This window comes from Planctomonas sp. JC2975 (genome assembly GCF_012985205.1).
GTDB lineage: Bacteria > Actinomycetota > Actinomycetes > Actinomycetales > Microbacteriaceae > Humibacter.
Window position 1 is genome coordinate 360698 of sequence record NZ_JABEKS010000002.1, and the last position, 16100, is coordinate 376797.

Here is a 16100-nt window from a genome sequence, read left to right on the forward strand (position 1 = left end):
CAAGAGACCACAGAAAACCCCTTCGAAAGGAACCATCAATGCACATCGTCGGACAGCTTGCCCCGCTGGCTTTCGGCCTCGCCGTCATCGGCTCCGGTATCGGCGTCGGCTATGTGATCGGTAAGACGATCGAGTCGGTTGCCCGCCAGCCTGAGCTGCAGGGTCGCTTGACCAGCCTCATGTTCCTCGGCGTCGCGCTGACGGAAGCACTCTGCTTCATCGCTATCGCCGTCGCGTTCATCCCGTTCCCGACCCCGTAGTCGGCACCTGCACATCCTTTTTCGGCCACTAGTCCAAGGAGTCTGAGTGCTCAGCACCCTGGTAACCGCAGCGGAAGAGAGCCAGAGTCCGGTTCTTCCGTCGATCCCGGACCTGATCTGGGGAACGCTAGCGTTCGTGATCATTCTGGTGTTCGTGCTCCGGTACGCGCTTCCGCGCATCAACAAGCTGCTCGATGAGCGCCGCGAGGCCATCGACGGCAACATCGACCGCGCGGAGCGTCTCCAGAACGAGGCCAATGCTGCGCTCGACCACTACACGGCTCAGCTCGCCGAGGCACGTTCCGAGGCAGGCCGCATCCGTGAGCAGGCTCGGGCCGATGGTGCAGGCATCATCGCCGAACTGAAGGAGCAGGCCTCTGCCGAGGCGGCGCGCATCACCGCGAACGCCCAGGTGCAGATCGAGTCCGAGCGCGCAGCCGCCCTGGCATCCCTGCGCGCAGAAGTCGGCACGCTCGCACTCGACCTCGCGTCGAGCATCGTCGGCGAGGTGCTCTCGGACGACAAGCGCGCAGAGTCGATCGTGGACCGCTTCCTCGAGGACCTCGAGGCCGATGAGAAGTCGAAGGCTGGCAAGTAAGTGGGATCAGCGACTCGGGAGTCACTGGCCGCAGCAGAGGCACGCCTCTCCGCGGCTCCGTCGGTGACCCGCCAGACCGGTGAGCAGCTGCTTGCGTCCGGCAGGGTGATCGAGGGCTCCACGCAGCTTCGTTCCGTGCTCTCCGATCCGGAGGCGGGTCGGAAGGGTGAGCTGGTCAGAACGATCTTCCACTCACTGGATGCCACGGCATCCGAGCTTCTGGCCGACATGGCGGGCTCGCGTTGGTCGAGCACCGAGCAGTTCCTGGATGCGGTCGAGGAGATCGGCATCCGCGCGATAGCGCGCGCGTCGGGCGACGACGGGACAATCGAGGCAGAGCTCTTCTCATTCGCCAAAGCAGTGGGAAGCAACGCCGAACTGGAGCTTGCGCTCGGCAGCAAGCTCGGCGACCCGCAGCGGCGAGTCGACCTCGTCGAGAGACTGCTGGTCGGCCGTGCTTCGGAAGCGACAGTCATCTTGATGCGCTACATCGTGCAGAATCCGCGCGGCCGCCGCATCGGTGAACTCATCTCGCATGTCGCCGACATCGTGGCGCACGACGCAGACGCCATTGTCGTCTCGCTCACGGCAGCCACAGAACCGACGCCGGCCCAGCTCGATCGGCTTCGCCTTTCGCTCGCCGCGCGTTACGGACGCACCCCCCGATTCGACGTGACGGTCGACCCCGAACTCGTCGGAGGCCTGCGGGTGCAGGTCGGTGACGAAGTCATCGACGGCAGCATCTCGAACCGCCTCGCAGATCTGCGACTTCGACTTGCCGGCTGACCCGGCCTACGACGCACAACCCAAGGAAAACGACATGGCAGACATCAGCATCAGCCCCGATGAGATTCGCGCGGCACTCAAGGACTTCGTCGCCGGTTACCAGCCAGACTCCACTGCCGCCATCGAGGTCGGCACCGTGGTCGATGCTGGCGACGGCATCGCGCACGTCGAGGGCCTTCCCGGCGCAATGGCGAACGAGCTCCTGCGCTTCGATGACGGCACCCTGGGCCTCGCGCTCAACCTCGACGAGAACGAGATCGGTGTCGTCGTGCTGGGTGAGTTCGCCGGCATCGAAGAGGGCCAGCAGGTCACCCGCACCGGCGAGGTGCTCTCGGTCGCCGTCGGCGACGGCTACCTCGGTCGTGTCGTGGACCCGCTCGGCAACCCGATCGACGGCCTCGGCGCCATCGAGACGGAGGGCCGCCGCGCGCTCGAGCTGCAGGCGCCTGGCGTCATGCAGCGCAAGAGCGTGCACGAGCCGCTGCAGACCGGCATCAAGGCGATCGACGCCATGATCCCGATCGGCCGCGGACAGCGCCAGCTGATCATCGGTGACCGCCAGACGGGCAAGACCGCGATCGCGATCGACACGATCATCAACCAGAAGGCCAACTGGGAGTCGGGCGACCCCGAGAAGCAGGTGCGCTGCATCTACGTCGCCATCGGGCAGAAGGGCTCGACGATCGCCTCCGTCAAGGGTGCGCTCGAAGACGCAGGCGCCCTGGAGTACACGACGATCGTCGCGGCTCCGGCATCCGACCCTGCGGGCTTCAAGTACCTCGCTCCGTACACCGGCTCGGCGATCGGCCAGCACTGGATGTACGGCGGCAAGCACGTCCTGATCGTGTTCGACGACCTGTCGAAGCAGGCCGAGGCCTACCGCGCCGTGTCTCTGCTGCTGCGTCGCCCGCCGGGCCGCGAGGCATACCCGGGTGACGTCTTCTACCTGCACTCGCGTCTGCTCGAGCGTTGCGCGAAGCTTTCGGACGACCTCGGTGCCGGATCGATGACCGGTCTGCCGATCATCGAGACGAAGGCGAACGACGTCTCCGCCTACATCCCGACCAACGTGATCTCCATCACCGACGGCCAGATCTTCCTGCAGTCCGACCTGTTCAACGCGAACCAGCGCCCGGCCGTCGACGTCGGAATCTCGGTGTCCCGCGTCGGCGGTGACGCCCAGGTGAAGTCGATCAAGAAGGTTTCCGGAACCTTGAAGCTCGAGCTCGCGCAGTACCGCGCACTCGAGGCCTTCTCGATGTTCGCATCCGACCTCGACGCCGCGTCGCGCCGTCAGCTCGACCGCGGTGCACGGCTCACCGAGCTGCTCAAGCAGCCGCAGTACTCGCCCTTCCCGGTCGAGGAGCAGGTCGTGTCCATCTGGGCCGGCACCAACGGAAAGCTCGACGAGGTCCCGGTCGAGGACATCCTCCGCTTCGAGGCTGAGTTCCTCGACCACCTCCGCCGCACCACGTCGGTGCTCGACACGCTGCGTTCGACGAACGTCCTCGACGACAACACGCTCGAGACGCTCGAGCGAGAGGTCGACGTGTTCAAGCTCGAGTTCCAGACCGGCGAGGGCAAGCCCTTGATCGCACCGGGTAGCGAGCGCTACGCGGCGATCGAGGAAGAGGAAGTCGACCAGGAGCAGATCGTCACGCGTAGCCGCTGACCCGCACCGACAACGACTGACGAGAGTAAGACAGGAGTCCCATGGCAGCGCAACTTCGGGTCTACCGGCAGCGCATCCGCACTGCCCAGACGACGAAGAAGATCACCCGCGCGATGGAGCTGATCTCGGCGAGCCGCATCTACAAGGCGCAGGCTCGCGTGCAGGCGTCGGCACCGTACACGCGGCAGATCGTCCGCGCCGTGTCGGCCGTCGCCGCGTACTCGAACGCGTCGCACCTGCTGACCACTGAGCGGGAGAACATCGCCACTGCGGCGATCGTGATCTTCACGTCGGACCGCGGTCTGGCCGGAGCCTTCAACTCGCAGGTGATCCGTGAGGCACTCGAGCTGGAGAGCCTTCTCCGCTCGCAGGGCAAGGACGTCGTGTTCTACCTCGTCGGTCGCAAGGCCGTCGGGTACTTCGCGTTCCGCAAGCGTTCCAGCGTTCGAGACTGGATCGGCGGAACGGACTCACCGGAGTTCGAGACGGCGACCGAGATCGGCAACGCTCTGGTCGAGAGCTTTGCAAAGGGTTCGGCAGACGGCGGTGTCGACGAGATCCACATCGTCTACAACCGCTTCGTGAGCATGCTCGTGCAGTCGCCGCGCGTGGTTCGCCTCCTTCCGCTCGAGCTGGTCGAGGGAGTCGACCCGGTCGAGGACGGCGCGCTGCTGCCCGAGTACGAGTTCGAGCCGGATGCCGAGACGGTGCTGGATGCGCTTCTGCCGGTCTACATCAAGAGTCGCTTGTACAACGCGATGCTCGAGTCGGCGGCCGCGAAGCACGCGGCCACGCAGAAGGCTATGAAGTCGGCGAGCGACAATGCGGACAAGCTCATCACCAACTACACGCGCCTGGCCAACAACGCGCGCCAGTCCGAGATCACCCAGCAGATCTCCGAAATCGTCGGCGGCGCCGACGCCCTGGCATCGCAGTGACGACGGCCGACACCACACGCTTTGATGAAACAGAGAGAGAAGAAATGACCGACACTGCCACCGCCGCTGCAGCGGCTGCGGAGACTACGCCGGGCGTGGGCCGTATCGCACGAGTGACCGGCCCCGTCGTCGACATCGAGTTCCCGCACGACTCAATCCCCGAGATCTACAACGCTCTCAAGACGACGATCAACTTCTCCGGCGACGAGGAAGAGGCGCACGAGATCACGCTCGAGGTCGCTCAGCACCTCGGCGACGACCTCGTTCGTGCCATCGCTCTGAAGCCGACCGACGGCCTCGTGCGCGGTCAGGAAGTGCGCAACACGGGTGAGGCCATCTCCGTTCCGGTCGGCGACGTCACCAAGGGCAAGGTGTTCAATGTCATCGGCGAGGTGCTCAATGCTGAGCCGGGCGAGACGGTGGAGATCACCGAGCGCTGGCCGATCCACCGCAAGGCTCCCGCATTCGACCAGCTCGAGTCGAAGACGACGATGTTCGAAACGGGCATCAAGGTCATCGACCTGCTCACCCCCTACGTACAGGGTGGAAAGATCGGCCTCTTCGGTGGCGCGGGCGTCGGCAAGACGGTCCTCATTCAGGAGATGATCCAGCGCGTGGCGCAGGACCACGGTGGTGTGTCCGTGTTCGCCGGCGTTGGCGAGCGCACCCGTGAGGGCAACGACCTCATCCACGAGATGGAGGAGGCGGGCGTCTTCGACAAGACGGCCCTCGTTTTCGGCCAGATGGACGAGCCGCCGGGGACGCGACTTCGCGTCGCGCTCTCCGCTCTCACGATGGCGGAGTACTTCCGCGACGTGCAGAAGCAGGACGTGCTGCTCTTCATCGACAACATCTTCCGCTTCACGCAGGCCGGCTCCGAGGTGTCCACGCTGCTCGGTCGCATGCCGTCAGCTGTGGGTTACCAGCCGAACCTCGCCGACGAGATGGGCGTGCTCCAGGAGCGCATCACCTCGACGCGCGGTCACTCCATCACGTCGCTGCAGGCCATCTACGTGCCGGCCGACGACTACACCGACCCGGCGCCGGCGACCACGTTCGCGCACCTCGATGCGACGACGGAGCTCTCCCGTGAGATCGCGTCGCAGGGTCTCTACCCGGCGGTCGACCCGCTGGCGTCGACCAGCCGCATCATGGACCCGCGCTACCTGGGCGAGGACCACTACCGCGTGGCCACAACGGTGAAGCAGATCCTGCAGAAGAACAAGGAACTCCAGGAGATCATCGCCATCCTCGGTGTCGACGAGCTCTCCGAGGAAGACAAGATCACGGTCGCGCGAGCGCGCCGCATCCAGCAGTTCCTCTCGCAGAACACCTACATGGCCAAGAAGTTCACGGGCGTCGAGGGTTCGACGGTTCCGCTGAAGGAGACGATCGAGTCGTTCGACGCGATCTGCCGCGGTGACTTCGACCACGTCGCCGAGCAGGCGTTCTTCAACGTCGGACCGATCTCCGACGTCGAGGAGAAGTGGGCGAAGATCCAGAAGGAGAACGGCTGACCATGGCGACGCTGAATGTCAGCGTCGTCTCGGTCGACCGCGAGGTCTGGTCGGGCGAAGCCACCATGGTCGTGGCGCGCACCGTGATCGGCGAGATCGGCATCCTTGCCGGTCACCAGCCCGTGCTCGGCGTTCTCGGGGAGGGTGAGGTTCGCATCACCCTGCCCGGTGGCGAGCGTCTGGTGGTGGACGCCTCCGACGGATTCGTGTCTTTCGAGAACAATCAGCTGTCGGTCGTGGCGAGCAAAGCCCAACTGGTCTGAACGCATTGAACTGAACGCGCTGGGGGTCGGATGCCTGAGACAGGCGAGAGGGTCGATCGACAGTTCGGCGACATGAGGGTCCCCGTTCTGATCGCAATGGCGGGATTGCCCGGAGCCGGCAAGTCAACGATCGCGGAGGTGATCAGCGCCCGTCTGGGGGCGACGATCGTCTCCGTCGATCCGATCGAGTCGGCGATCCTGCACGCGGGAATCGACGCCGACCAGCCGACGGGCTTGGCCGCCTACCTCGTGGCGGAGACGCTGGCCGAGCAAGTGCTGATGTCCGGCCACAGCGTGATCGTGGATGCTGTCAACGCGGTGGAACCGGCGCGCCTGCAGTGGCGCGATCTCGCGCTGCGTGCCGACGTTCCGCTCCGGGTGATCGAGGTGGAGTGCTCGGATCCCGACCTGCACAAGGAGCGCCTGGAGAAGCGGGTGCGCAACCTGCCGCACTTCGAGGAGCCCTCGTGGCGTGCCGTCGAACAGAGCCTGGAGGACTACCAGCCGTGGAAGGGCGAGTGCGCGGCGCTGCCGCGGATCACTCTCGACACGGTGAAAACGCTCGGCCAGAACGTGGATGCCGCCATCCGCTTCCTGGCTCCGTGACACCGGCCCCGAGCGCGCGGTGCTGATCCTCCTGCCGCCGTCCGAATCGAAGCGGACGGGCGGGTCTGTGCGCGCGCGCCTGGATCTCGCCGGTCTCCGGTTTCCGGAACTCGCCTCAGCGAGAGCGACCACGGCGGCGGCGCTGGTCGAACTGGCGCGCAGCGGGGATGCGGATTCCGCAGCGAAGTCGCTGGGCATACCGCGAACACTCGTCGGTGAGCTCGCAGCGAACGCCGCGCTCTTCGAGTCGCCCGTGATGCCGGCGATCGACCGGTATACCGGGGTGCTCTACGACGCTCTGGACGCCGCATCGCTGCCCTCAGAGGCGCGGCGTCACCTCCGTCACACGGTCGCCGTGCATTCGGCGGTGTTCGGTCCGATCGGCGCGCTCGACCGCATTCCCGACTACCGCATGTCCGCGACGTCGCGGCTGCCAGGGCTCCGGCTGCGTCAGCTGTGGACGCCGGCAGTGGCCGCGGCACTCGGCGCCGTGGTCGGCCCCGTCATCGACCTGCGTTCCGAGAGTTACGTCGCGCTCGGACCCGTGCCGGACACGCAGCAATCGGTCTTCGTGCGAGTTGTCGCCGAGGGACCGGACGGCGTGACGCGAGCGCTCAATCACTTCAACAAGCACACCAAAGGGATGCTCGTGCGTGCCTTCGCGCTCGAACGCCCGCGCATCCGTTCGGTGGACGCGTTCGTGCGCTGGGCGACGTCGGCGGGGCTCCGCACCGAATACGCAGGCAATCACGAGGTTCAGCTCCTGGCTCCCTGAGTTAGTATCGACAATGTGCCTGCGGGGGTCGGCACGATGCGAAACGGGCGACACGTGACGGTGAACGCGACGGGTTGAACGGCGACGTAGCGGGGCGACGCCCACCGGTCTTCCAATCAGGGCGCTCGTGAAACTTCTGGCGAGGATTGTCCACGCGAGCGAACGCAATACCGTCGGGTCGGCGAATGAGGTCGGCGCGCGTCCCCTCCGTGCGTCAGTGCGATCGTTCACGGTGCGATGACCGGGTTTCTGATCGCCTGCGGTCGGGCTAGTGCGATACCGGTCACCACGAGGCACACCGTCAGGATCACCGGAACTCACGCCGGCCCGACCTTGTCTGTGCGGCCGTGCCGTGGGTTCGCTGCCCGCGCGCCGCACCAGGCGGTTGCGGGACCCGGACGACGGCGCGGGAACGCGAGCGCTGGAACGACGGCGCCGGCATGACGGCGCGACGAACACCACGAGGGCGACGGCGCCAGAACGGTTGCGCCGTGCGCCGGCGGTGCCCGGGAGGAGGTCAGGCCGGCTCGAGCGCCCGCCAGCATCCGGCGACGTGGTCGTCGACGAGTCCCGCGGATTGCATCAGTGCATACATGGTCGTGGGCCCGACGAATCGGAAACCCAGTTCCCGAAGCCGCTTGCTGAGGGCCGTCGCCTCCGGGGTGACTGCCGGGATCTCGGCGAGCGAGACCGGAGCGTGCCGGTGAGGTTCGGACGGTGCGAACGACCAGATCAGCTCCGACAGCGGAGTGCTCAGGGAGAGAGTGGCGCGGGCGTTCGCGATCGTGGCCTCGATCTTGCCGCGATGCCGGATGATGGCCGCGTTCTGCACGAGCTGTTCGACGTCGTTCTCGGTGAAGGCTGCGACCTGGTCGATGTCGAATCCGTTGAACGCTTCGCGGAATGCTGGGCGACGCAGCAGGATGGTGCGCCACGAAAGTCCGGCCTGGAATCCCTCGAGGCAGATCTTCTCGTAGAGCGCGCGATCGTCGTGGAGCGGCGTACCCCATTCCTCGTCGTGGTAGCGCTGGTACTCAGTGTCGGCACCCACCCAGGCGCAGCGCGCGACTCCGTCGTCGCCCACGAGTACATCGGGTCGGCTCGGTCGGCCTGCGGGTGCGGCGCTCGGCTTGCCCTCGCGGGCATCGCGAACAGTGTCTCGCGCGGTGGCGATCGATTCGGCGGCGGTCGTGTCGCTCATGCTGCCAGCGTTATCCCTTCGTGCTGAAGAAGCCAGAGTTTGGTCGGAATGCCGGCCCCGCCGCTGTATCCGGTGATCCGGCCGTCGGAACCGAGCACGCGATGGCATCCGATGAGGAGCGGGATCGGATTGGCTCCGATGGCGCCCCCGACGGCGCGACCCGCTGTGGCCTTGCCGACGGCCATGCCGAGCTCACCGTAGGTGGTGTGCTCGCCCCAAGGGACCTCGAGGAGTCGCGTCCAGACGGCTTTGCGGAATTCCGTGCCGTGCGGGTTCAGCGGGACGTCGAACGCCTGCCTTTCTCCGGCGAAGTACTGGTCCAACTCGATTGCCGCATCGCGCAGCACGTCGTCTGGCTGGTCGGGACATCCGTCAAGCGGCAGGCGACCTTCGCGCTCGATGGTGAGGCATGTGACGCTCGACCCGTCGGAGACGAGTTCGAGTCGCCCGATCGGGCTCGGGATGCAGAGCAGGTAGGCGTCCATGCCTCGACCATACGGGTGACTTCCGACACGGATCCTCGGCCAGCGGGTCGACGGGAAGACCCGGCATCCGGTGCGGCTGGGGAGGGGAAGTAGACGCCTCCTGCCCCGCCCCGTCCAGCGCGAGTCGACACCGCGATCACGAGTGCGAACGCCTCCCACCGCGAGCGCCGTTCACAGTGCGGCCGCCAGAGCAGAGCCTAGAATTCCGCTGTGATACTCCTCGACGTGATCAGCCTCGTCGTCGCGCTGGTGGCGATCGCCTTCGCTGTGGTCGCCCTGGTGCGAGCGCGCGGAGCAGACGAGAGAGCGGCGGCAGCTGCATCCGTAGTCGCGAGAGCCGAGACCAGTGCACAGGCGGCCCAAGCAGGTCTTGAACAGCTCGAGGGCAGGGTGGGCCAGGCTCGTCAGGATGCCGCGCACGCCGTGCAGGAGGCGACGAAAGCTGCGCAGGCGGCGACTCAGGCATCCGCTTCCGCCGCCGTCAGCCGGCGTGAGGCAGAGGCTGCCGCCGACAGGGCCTCGCGCGCGGAGGCCGAGGCCGATGCGGCGCAGACGGGCGCGGAGGCCGCACGGGTGGAGGCGACGCAGCTCAGCGTCGCGACGGCGTTCCGCGAGGGTGCGGGCGCGAGCGCAGACGTTGCGGCTTCTGCGGCAGCCGGCGAGGCCGAAACCGGCGCCGAGGCCGCAGGACGGGCGACCGTTCAACGTGCAGAGGACCACCTCGTGCCGAGCGGGGCGTCCGGCGGTACCGAACGAGTCGTGCAGGTCGCGTGGAAGCTCGAGCGCGTTCGGAGCACGACCTGGGTGCTGCGCAACACGGGCTTCGCCAAGGCACGTGATGCCCTTCTGTCCGACGCGACAGTGCCGCCGAAGTTCGTGCGTCCGGACGAGGTGATCCCTCGCGACGTCGACCGCGATGACGTGCTGCAGTTCCGGGTGACTGCCGGTCGCGGGACGCCGCCGCCGCGCATCCGCGTGACGTGGCGTGAGGGTGCAGGATCTCCGGCGTACTCGCGCGAGTTCACCGTTCTCGCCACGGCGTAGGGCGACCGCTCGGAGCAGAGTCCGCCATTGCGGAGTGAGCGCACACTCAGTTAGCATCGAGGCGTGCCGAAGATTCCCAACCGCGCGAGCCCACTGCCTCCGGAGGAGCGCAAAGCCGCCATCATCCAGGCCGTGATCCCCGTCATGATCGAGCACGGGGCCGCGCTGACGTCGCGTCAGATCGCCGAGGCCGCCGGCGTCGCGGAGGGAACGGTCTTCAGGGCATTCGGCGACAAGGACACCCTGCTGCGCGAGGCCGCAGAGGTCTACCTCGACCCGGCACCCGTACGCGAGCACCTCCGGGCGCTCGATGCATCGCTTCCGCTGGAAGACAAGGTGCGAGCGGTGCTGGAAGTGCTCACCGAGCGGTTCCACGGCGTGGTCAGCATCATGGCGGCGCTCGGTCTGGCCAGCGGTCGGCCAGAGGAGATCCGCCGTCGTCCCGCGCAGCCCCCGCTCGAGTACGCGTCGGTCGTGGCGCGTCTGGTGGAGCCGGAGCTCGATCGGCTCAATGTTCCACCCGAGGACATCGCCCCGTTCATCCGTCTCATCGCTTTCGCGAGCGCCATCCCGTCCTTGAACCAGGAGAAGGCCTTCGCCTCGCGCGAGCTGGCGCGGCTGATCGTGTACGGCATCGCGGGCGACACCCGCATCGGCGAGGAGGATGCCGTTCGCAAGACGGCAGCTCGAGCTCTCGCTGGGAGGCGGGCAGCGGCATCCGCTCGTGCATCGACAGCGGGTGCGGGGACGGCTGCCGAGGACCTGGCCACGAACGATGCTGAAGGCGTCGCGACGCATGCCTGATCAGCGCCGACGTCGAGAAAAGGCGAAGCAATGTTGATGAGAATCCTGGTGCGGTTCCTCAGGCCGCACTGGCCGCTGCTCGTGGGCGTCGTGGTCTTCCAGCTCCTGCAGTCGATCGCGTCCCTGTATCTTCCGACCCTCAATGCCGAGCTGATCGACAAGGGCGTCATCACCGGCGACACCGGATACATCCTGGCCAATGGCGGGCTCATGCTCCTGGTGACGCTCGGGCAGGTGGTGTGCAACATCGTCGCCGTGTACTTCGGCGCGAAGGCGTCGATGCGCCTCGGTCGGGATCTGCGCGGCAAGCTGTTCTCGCATGTCGGCGAGTTCTCCGAGCGCGAAGTGACGAAGTTCGGTGCGCCGTCGTTGATCACGCGCAACACGAACGATGTGCAGCAGGTGCAGATGCTCGTGCTCATGACGTGCACGCTGCTCGTGTCGGCGCCCATCCTGTGCATAGGCGGCATCGTGCTGGCGATCCAGCAGGATCTCAGCATGTCGTGGCTGATCGCGGTCAGCGTGCCGGTGCTCCTGGTGTGCGTCGTGCTGATCATCTCGCGCATGGTGCCGCAGTTCCGGCTGATGCAGACCCGTATCGACAAGGTCAATCGGGTGCTGCGCGAGCAGTTGTCTGGCATCCGCGTCGTTCGCGCGTTCGTGCGGGAAGACGTGGAGCGGAAGAGATTCGACACGGCCAACCTGGAAGTGACGGATACGGCCATCAGGGCCGGACGACTCATGGCGCTGATGTTCCCGACCGTGATGCTCGTGCTCAACTTCTCCAGCGTCGCCGTGATCTGGTTCGGAGCCTTCCGCATCGACGACGGGTCGCTGCAGATCGGCACGATGACGGCCTTCCTGCAGTACCTCATGCAGATCCTGATGGGCGTCATGATGGCGACCTTCATGTTCGTCATGGTGCCGCGTGCAGCGGTGTGCGCAGAGCGGATCGGGGAGGTGCTGGAGACGGAGTCGACCGTGCGTGCATCCGCCGACGCGATCACGGAACTGGCCGAACACGGGACCATCGAGCTGTTCGAGGTGGGTTTCGCGTACCCCGGTGCTGAGGATCCGGTGCTCAGCGACCTCAACGTGCGCATCGAGCGCGGGCAGACAGTCGCGATCATCGGGTCGACCGGATCCGGCAAGACCACACTCATCAACCTGTTGCCCCGCCTGTTCGATGCCACGAGCGGGCAGGTTCTCGTCGACGGCACCGACGTGGCCGAGGTCGATCCCGACGTGCTGTGGTCGAAGATCGGGCTGGTGCCGCAGAAGCCCTATCTCTTCAGCGGAACCGTGGCATCCAATCTGCGCTACGGCAAGCCGGATGCCACGGAGGACGAGCTCTGGCGTGCTTTGGAGATCGCGCAGGCGAAGGACTTCGTCACGGCGATGGACGGCGGCCTCGATGCAGCGATCGCTCAGGGCGGCACGAATGTGTCCGGCGGGCAACGACAGCGCCTGGCGATCGCCAGAGCTTTGGTGAAGAGGCCGGAGATCTACGTGTTCGACGACTCGTTCTCGGCGCTGGACCTCGCGACGGATGCTCGCCTCAGACGGGCGCTCCGCGACCGTGAACGAGGTGCGACCTTCGTGATCGTGGCCCAACGGGTGTCGACGATCACGGATGCGGACCAGATCCTGGTGCTGGAGAACGGACGGATCGTCGACTCCGGCACCCACGAACAGCTCCTGGCGACATCCGAGACCTATGCGGAGATCGTGTCGTCCCAGCTCGCGGCGGAGGAAGCGGCATGAGCGAGACGAAGTCGGACGCGGCACAGGCGCCAGAGCGGCCCGGTCCGGGCCGCGGGGGACCGATGGCCGGACTCACCATGCCGCCGAAGAAGGCGATGAACTTCGGTCCGAGTGCCAAGCGGCTGATCGGGAGATTGAAGCCGGAGTCGCTTGGGCTGGTGTTCGTCATCCTGCTCACCGTGCTCAGCGTCACGTTCAGCGTTCTGGGACCGAAGCTGCTGGGCGAGGGAACCAACATCATCGTGGCCGGTTTCGTCTCCAAGAGCCTTCCGGCCGGCGCCACCAAGGCCGAGGTGCTCGCAGGCATGCGGCAGAACGGGCAGGGCCAGCTCGCCGACATGCTCAGCGGGATGGAATTGAACCCTGGGCACGGCATCGACTTCGGCGCGTTGTCGCAGGTGCTCCTTCTCGTGCTCGTGCTGTACGCGTTCGCGTCCGTGTTCAGCTGGCTGCAGGCATACCTGCTCAACGGCATCACGATGCGCACGGTGTACCGCCTGCGCAAGGAGGTGGAGGAGAAGGTCCACCGGTTGCCGCTCAAGTACTTCGACACGATGCCTCGCGGAGAACTGCTCAGCCGGGTGACGAACGACATCGACAATGTGCAGCAGAGCCTGCAGCAGACCGTGAGCCAAGTGCTCACCTCGCTGCTGACGGTCGTCGGCGTGCTGGTCATCATGTTCGTGATCTCGCCGCTGCTCGCCGTCATCGCCCTCATCTCCGTTCCGCTGACGTTGGTGGTCACGATGGTGATCGCGAAGCGTTCGCAGAAGATGTTCGTCGCGCAGTGGAAGCACACCGGCCAGCTGAACGCGCAGATCGAGGAGACATACTCCGGGCACGCGATCGTGAAGGTATTCGGGCGTCAGCGCGAGGCGAACGAGCGATTCGCGCTGAAGAACGAGGAGCTGTACCGGGCGAGCTTCGGGGCGCAGTTCGTGTCAGGGATCATCATGCCCTCGATGCAGTTCGTCGGGAACCTCGTGTACGTCGCGATCGCGGTGGTGGGCGGCCTGCAGGTGGCGGCCGGTGCCATCCAGATCGGTGATGTGCAGGCCTTCATCCAGTACTCCAGACAGTTCACCCAGCCCCTCGCCCAGCTGGGATCGATGGCCAACCTGCTGCAGTCGGGTGTGGCATCCGCTGAGCGGGTGTTCGAACTGCTCGACGCCGACGAGCAGTCGCCTGACCCGGATGCCCCTGCCGCACTCGGCGAGACCAAAGGCCGGCTCGAGTTCGAGGACGTCGCGTTCCGTTACGTGGCGGACAAGCCGCTGATCGACGATCTCTCGATGGTCGCCGAACCGGGACAGACCGTCGCGATCGTCGGCCCGACCGGGGCCGGGAAGACGACGCTCGTCAACCTGATCATGCGGTTCTATGAGGTGGACTCGGGCCGCATCACGTTGGACGGCGTCGACATCACACGGCTCACACGGGATGAGCTCCGTGGCCGCATCGGAATGGTGTTGCAGGATACCTGGCTGTTCGCCGGCACGATCCGCGAGAACATCGCATATGGGCGCCCGGATGCCACGGAGGAGGAGATCGTCGCGGCCGCCAAGGCGAGCTACGTCGACCGGTTCGTGCGCTCGTTGCCCGATGGCTACGACACGGTGCTCGACGATGATGCATCCAACGTGAGCGCGGGGGAGAAGCAGCTGCTCACGATCGCCAGGGCGTTCCTGGCGCGGCCGAGCGTGCTCATCCTCGACGAGGCGACGAGCTCGGTCGACACGCGCACGGAGCTGCTGGTGCAGAAGGCGATGAGCGCGCTGCGCACCGGCCGCACGAGTTTCGTTATCGCCCACAGGCTCTCGACGATCCGCGACGCCGACATGATCCTCGTGATGGAGGACGGCAACATCGTCGAGCAGGGCACGCATGCGCAGCTGCTCGCGGCCGGCGGTGCCTACTACTCGCTCTACAACGCGCAGTTCGCGGGGGCTGTGACCGGGGACGTCTGATCGGTGAGGGCCGAGTAGACGCGGCCTGACCGACGAGTGAAGCGGATGCCGCGGAGCAGCAGCTTCGCGGCATCCGCACGCACGCGCCGAAGGCCGGACAGTGCACTCGTCGTCCCCAGCGTTCCATCGCGGACGAGCATTCACGGATGGCAGCTCTCGAAGACGGCCCGGGGATGCGGATCCGCGAGGGTGGTCGCCATGCCAGAACGACTCGTCGCCTCCGATCCGATCACCCTGCTGTCCGTCGTGCCCGAACTCGTGGGATTCGAACCCCGGGAGAGCCTGGTGCTCGTCGCGTTCTGCGGAAAGACGAGCGCGGGGGCCTTTCGCGTCGACCTTCCTCCCGATGCGCCTCAAGTGCCCTCGCCTATCGGTGAGCGATCGCGGTCGGAAAGGGACTCCGCGCCCGGGACGAATGGTCGGCAGCTGGCGGCCGCGCTGCTTGATTCCGTCCGGCGGCTTCAGCGGGTGGATCGGCTCATTCCGATCGTCTACACGGAGGCCTCGTGCGCCGACGGTCCGCCGCACTCCGGCACGGTGTCGGAGATCCGAACGGCGGCGTCCGCTCGGGGGATCCGGACGCTTGACGCCCTGTACGTCGCAGGAGACGGATGGGGCAGCTACACCGGTGAGCCGCGACCCCGCGACGAACTGGAGTCGACCATCGGGCTGCGCCGACTCGATCCGGATGTTCCCGAGCTCGCGCCTCCGCCTCGTGAAGCAGCGAAGCTCCCGAACGTCTCCGAGCGTGATCGTCTGCGCACGGCGACCGCGCTCGCCGCTGTCGAACGCACCGAACCGGGTGTCGATCCGGTGTGGTTGGCCGGATACAGCGCGGACTGGCGACCCGAGGACGTCGGTCCGGCGGCGTCGGCGTTGCTGGCAGGCGTCCTGGCCGATCCGTGCACACGCGACGTGCTCCTGTACGCCTGGGCGTGGGGGAGCAGGGCCGGCAGACGGGCCGTCCGGTTCCAGGAGCGGTTCCTCCGTGGCGGGCCCATCGTCGACGCGCGATTCGCCGCGGCGTTCTCCGGTGCGGACGCACTCGGCCGTCCCGACGTCGAGTCCGTCGAGCACGCGGTCGAGCTCGTGCGCAGGGTCGCCGCTCATCTGGTCGAGACGGACCGCGCTCCTGCGTTGTCTGCACTCGCATGGCTCAGCTGGGCGCTCGGCCGCAGCTCCGTCGCGGGGGAGTACCTCCTTCAGGCGAGAGCGGCGGATCCGTCATACGGCCTCGCGGAGCTGTTGGATGCCATCCTGTCGCGCGGAATCCTCCCCGAGTGGGCCTTCTCCGGCGACCCGTCATCACGCGACAGCGCTCCCAGGCGAGCCGGGGCCGGGCACCGGAGGTCGTCGTGATGGGTCGCACCGAGAGGAAACGTTCGTGCCCGGATTACTCCGGGACGTGTCTCCCGTCACG

At 66.6% G+C, this 16100-nt stretch carries 16 protein-coding genes; 14 read left to right on the forward strand and 2 right to left on the reverse strand.

Features of this window, described 5'->3' with window-relative positions:
• The first annotated feature begins 38 nt into the window (after positions 1-38).
• The 9 genes from atpE (at position 39) to yaaA (ending at position 7415) form a co-directional block, all read left to right on the forward strand.
• Positions 39-260 (forward strand): ATP synthase F0 subunit C, encoded by a 222-nt coding sequence (atpE, locus tag HII28_RS15070; RefSeq protein WP_170026552.1) that lies wholly within the window; start codon positions 39-41, stop codon positions 258-260.
• A gap of 46 nt (positions 261-306) precedes the next feature.
• The gene (locus HII28_RS15075; RefSeq protein WP_170026554.1) at positions 307-858 is read left to right on the forward strand and encodes a F0F1 ATP synthase subunit B; all 552 of its coding nucleotides are present in this window, start codon (positions 307-309) and stop codon (positions 856-858) included.
• The gene (locus HII28_RS15080; protein ID WP_170026556.1) at positions 859-1644 is read left to right on the forward strand and encodes a F0F1 ATP synthase subunit delta; all 786 of its coding nucleotides are present in this window, start codon (positions 859-861) and stop codon (positions 1642-1644) included.
• Between the two features lie 34 nt (positions 1645-1678).
• The gene (atpA, locus tag HII28_RS15085; protein WP_170026558.1) at positions 1679-3316 is read left to right on the forward strand and encodes a F0F1 ATP synthase subunit alpha; all 1638 of its coding nucleotides are present in this window, start codon (positions 1679-1681) and stop codon (positions 3314-3316) included.
• A 41-nt stretch (positions 3317-3357) separates the two neighbouring features.
• Positions 3358-4254 (forward strand): F0F1 ATP synthase subunit gamma, encoded by an 897-nt coding sequence (locus tag HII28_RS15090; RefSeq protein ID WP_170026560.1) that lies wholly within the window; start codon positions 3358-3360, stop codon positions 4252-4254.
• A gap of 44 nt (positions 4255-4298) precedes the next feature.
• Positions 4299-5771 carry a F0F1 ATP synthase subunit beta gene (gene atpD / locus HII28_RS15095; protein ID WP_170026562.1) on the forward strand — a complete coding sequence of 491 codons (1473 nt, stop codon included), beginning with the start codon at positions 4299-4301 and terminating at the stop codon, positions 5769-5771.
• A 2-nt stretch (positions 5772-5773) separates the two neighbouring features.
• A complete protein-coding gene (locus HII28_RS15100) occupies positions 5774-6034 on the forward strand; it encodes a F0F1 ATP synthase subunit epsilon (protein ID WP_170026563.1) in 261 nt (86 codons plus the stop codon).
• 72 nt (positions 6035-6106) lie between these two features.
• Positions 6107-6640, forward strand: a complete 534-nt coding sequence (locus HII28_RS15105) for an ATP-binding protein (RefSeq protein WP_240978062.1) — start codon at positions 6107-6109, stop codon at positions 6638-6640.
• Complete coding sequence (gene yaaA, locus HII28_RS15110; protein ID WP_205864959.1) at positions 6612-7415, forward strand: peroxide stress protein YaaA; 804 nt, start codon at positions 6612-6614, stop codon at positions 7413-7415. Before HII28_RS15105 ends, yaaA begins: the two co-directional genes overlap by 29 nt.
• A 517-nt stretch (positions 7416-7932) precedes the next feature.
• On the opposite strand, the gene HII28_RS15115 is transcribed toward yaaA, so the two are convergent.
• Both HII28_RS15115 and HII28_RS15120 read right to left on the reverse strand, forming a co-directional pair.
• Entirely contained in the window at positions 7933-8616 is a 684-nt protein-coding gene (locus tag HII28_RS15115; RefSeq protein ID WP_170026567.1) for a DNA-3-methyladenine glycosylase I, read from the reverse strand.
• Positions 8613-9101: a methylated-DNA--[protein]-cysteine S-methyltransferase gene (locus HII28_RS15120; RefSeq protein ID WP_170026569.1), complete on the reverse strand. Its 489-nt coding sequence runs from the start codon at positions 9099-9101 to the stop codon at positions 8613-8615. The genes HII28_RS15115 and HII28_RS15120 overlap by 4 nt, the downstream gene beginning before the upstream one ends.
• 210 nt (positions 9102-9311) lie before the next feature.
• Between HII28_RS15120 and HII28_RS15125 the strand changes: the two genes are divergently transcribed.
• From HII28_RS15125 to HII28_RS15145, 5 genes are all read left to right on the forward strand, one after another.
• Positions 9312-10145 (forward strand): hypothetical protein, encoded by an 834-nt coding sequence (locus tag HII28_RS15125; RefSeq protein ID WP_170026571.1) that lies wholly within the window; start codon positions 9312-9314, stop codon positions 10143-10145.
• Positions 10146-10208: 63 nt separating this feature from the next.
• A complete protein-coding gene (locus HII28_RS15130; RefSeq protein ID WP_346769357.1) occupies positions 10209-10949 on the forward strand; it encodes a TetR/AcrR family transcriptional regulator in 741 nt (246 codons plus the stop codon).
• A gap of 30 nt (positions 10950-10979) precedes the next feature.
• Positions 10980-12713, forward strand: a complete 1734-nt coding sequence (locus HII28_RS15135; protein ID WP_170026573.1) for an ABC transporter ATP-binding protein — start codon at positions 10980-10982, stop codon at positions 12711-12713.
• Entirely contained in the window at positions 12710-14680 is a 1971-nt protein-coding gene (locus HII28_RS15140; protein ID WP_170026575.1) for an ABC transporter ATP-binding protein, read from the forward strand. The genes HII28_RS15135 and HII28_RS15140 overlap by 4 nt, the downstream gene beginning before the upstream one ends.
• Positions 14681-14878: 198 nt before the next feature.
• Entirely contained in the window at positions 14879-16039 is a 1161-nt protein-coding gene (locus tag HII28_RS15145; RefSeq protein ID WP_170026577.1) for a DUF4192 family protein, read from the forward strand.
• Positions 16040-16100: the final 61 nt, after the last annotated feature.

What these genes read in the sequence shown, in the direction of transcription:
- atpE (WP_170026552.1), top strand. Translation starts at nt 39, where the DNA reads ATGCACATCGTCGGACAGCTTGCCCCGCTGGCTTTCGGCCTCGCCGTC.
- atpA (WP_170026558.1), top strand. Translation starts at nt 1,679, where the DNA reads ATGGCAGACATCAGCATCAGCCCCGATGAGATTCGCGCGGCACTCAAG.
- HII28_RS15090 (WP_170026560.1), top strand. Translation starts at nt 3,358, where the DNA reads ATGGCAGCGCAACTTCGGGTCTACCGGCAGCGCATCCGCACTGCCCAG.
- atpD (WP_170026562.1), top strand. Translation starts at nt 4,299, where the DNA reads ATGACCGACACTGCCACCGCCGCTGCAGCGGCTGCGGAGACTACGCCG.
- HII28_RS15100 (WP_170026563.1), top strand. Translation starts at nt 5,774, where the DNA reads ATGGCGACGCTGAATGTCAGCGTCGTCTCGGTCGACCGCGAGGTCTGG.
- HII28_RS15105 (WP_240978062.1), top strand. Translation starts at nt 6,107, where the DNA reads ATGAGGGTCCCCGTTCTGATCGCAATGGCGGGATTGCCCGGAGCCGGC.
- yaaA (WP_205864959.1), top strand. Translation starts at nt 6,612, where the DNA reads ATGCCGCCATCCGCTTCCTGGCTCCGTGACACCGGCCCCGAGCGCGCG.
- HII28_RS15115 (WP_170026567.1), bottom strand. Translation starts at nt 8,616, where the DNA reads ATGAGCGACACGACCGCCGCCGAATCGATCGCCACCGCGCGAGACACT.
- HII28_RS15120 (WP_170026569.1), bottom strand. Translation starts at nt 9,101, where the DNA reads ATGGACGCCTACCTGCTCTGCATCCCGAGCCCGATCGGGCGACTCGAA.
- HII28_RS15135 (WP_170026573.1), top strand. Translation starts at nt 10,980, where the DNA reads ATGTTGATGAGAATCCTGGTGCGGTTCCTCAGGCCGCACTGGCCGCTG.
- HII28_RS15140 (WP_170026575.1), top strand. Translation starts at nt 12,710, where the DNA reads ATGAGCGAGACGAAGTCGGACGCGGCACAGGCGCCAGAGCGGCCCGGT.
- HII28_RS15145 (WP_170026577.1), top strand. Translation starts at nt 14,879, where the DNA reads ATGCCAGAACGACTCGTCGCCTCCGATCCGATCACCCTGCTGTCCGTC.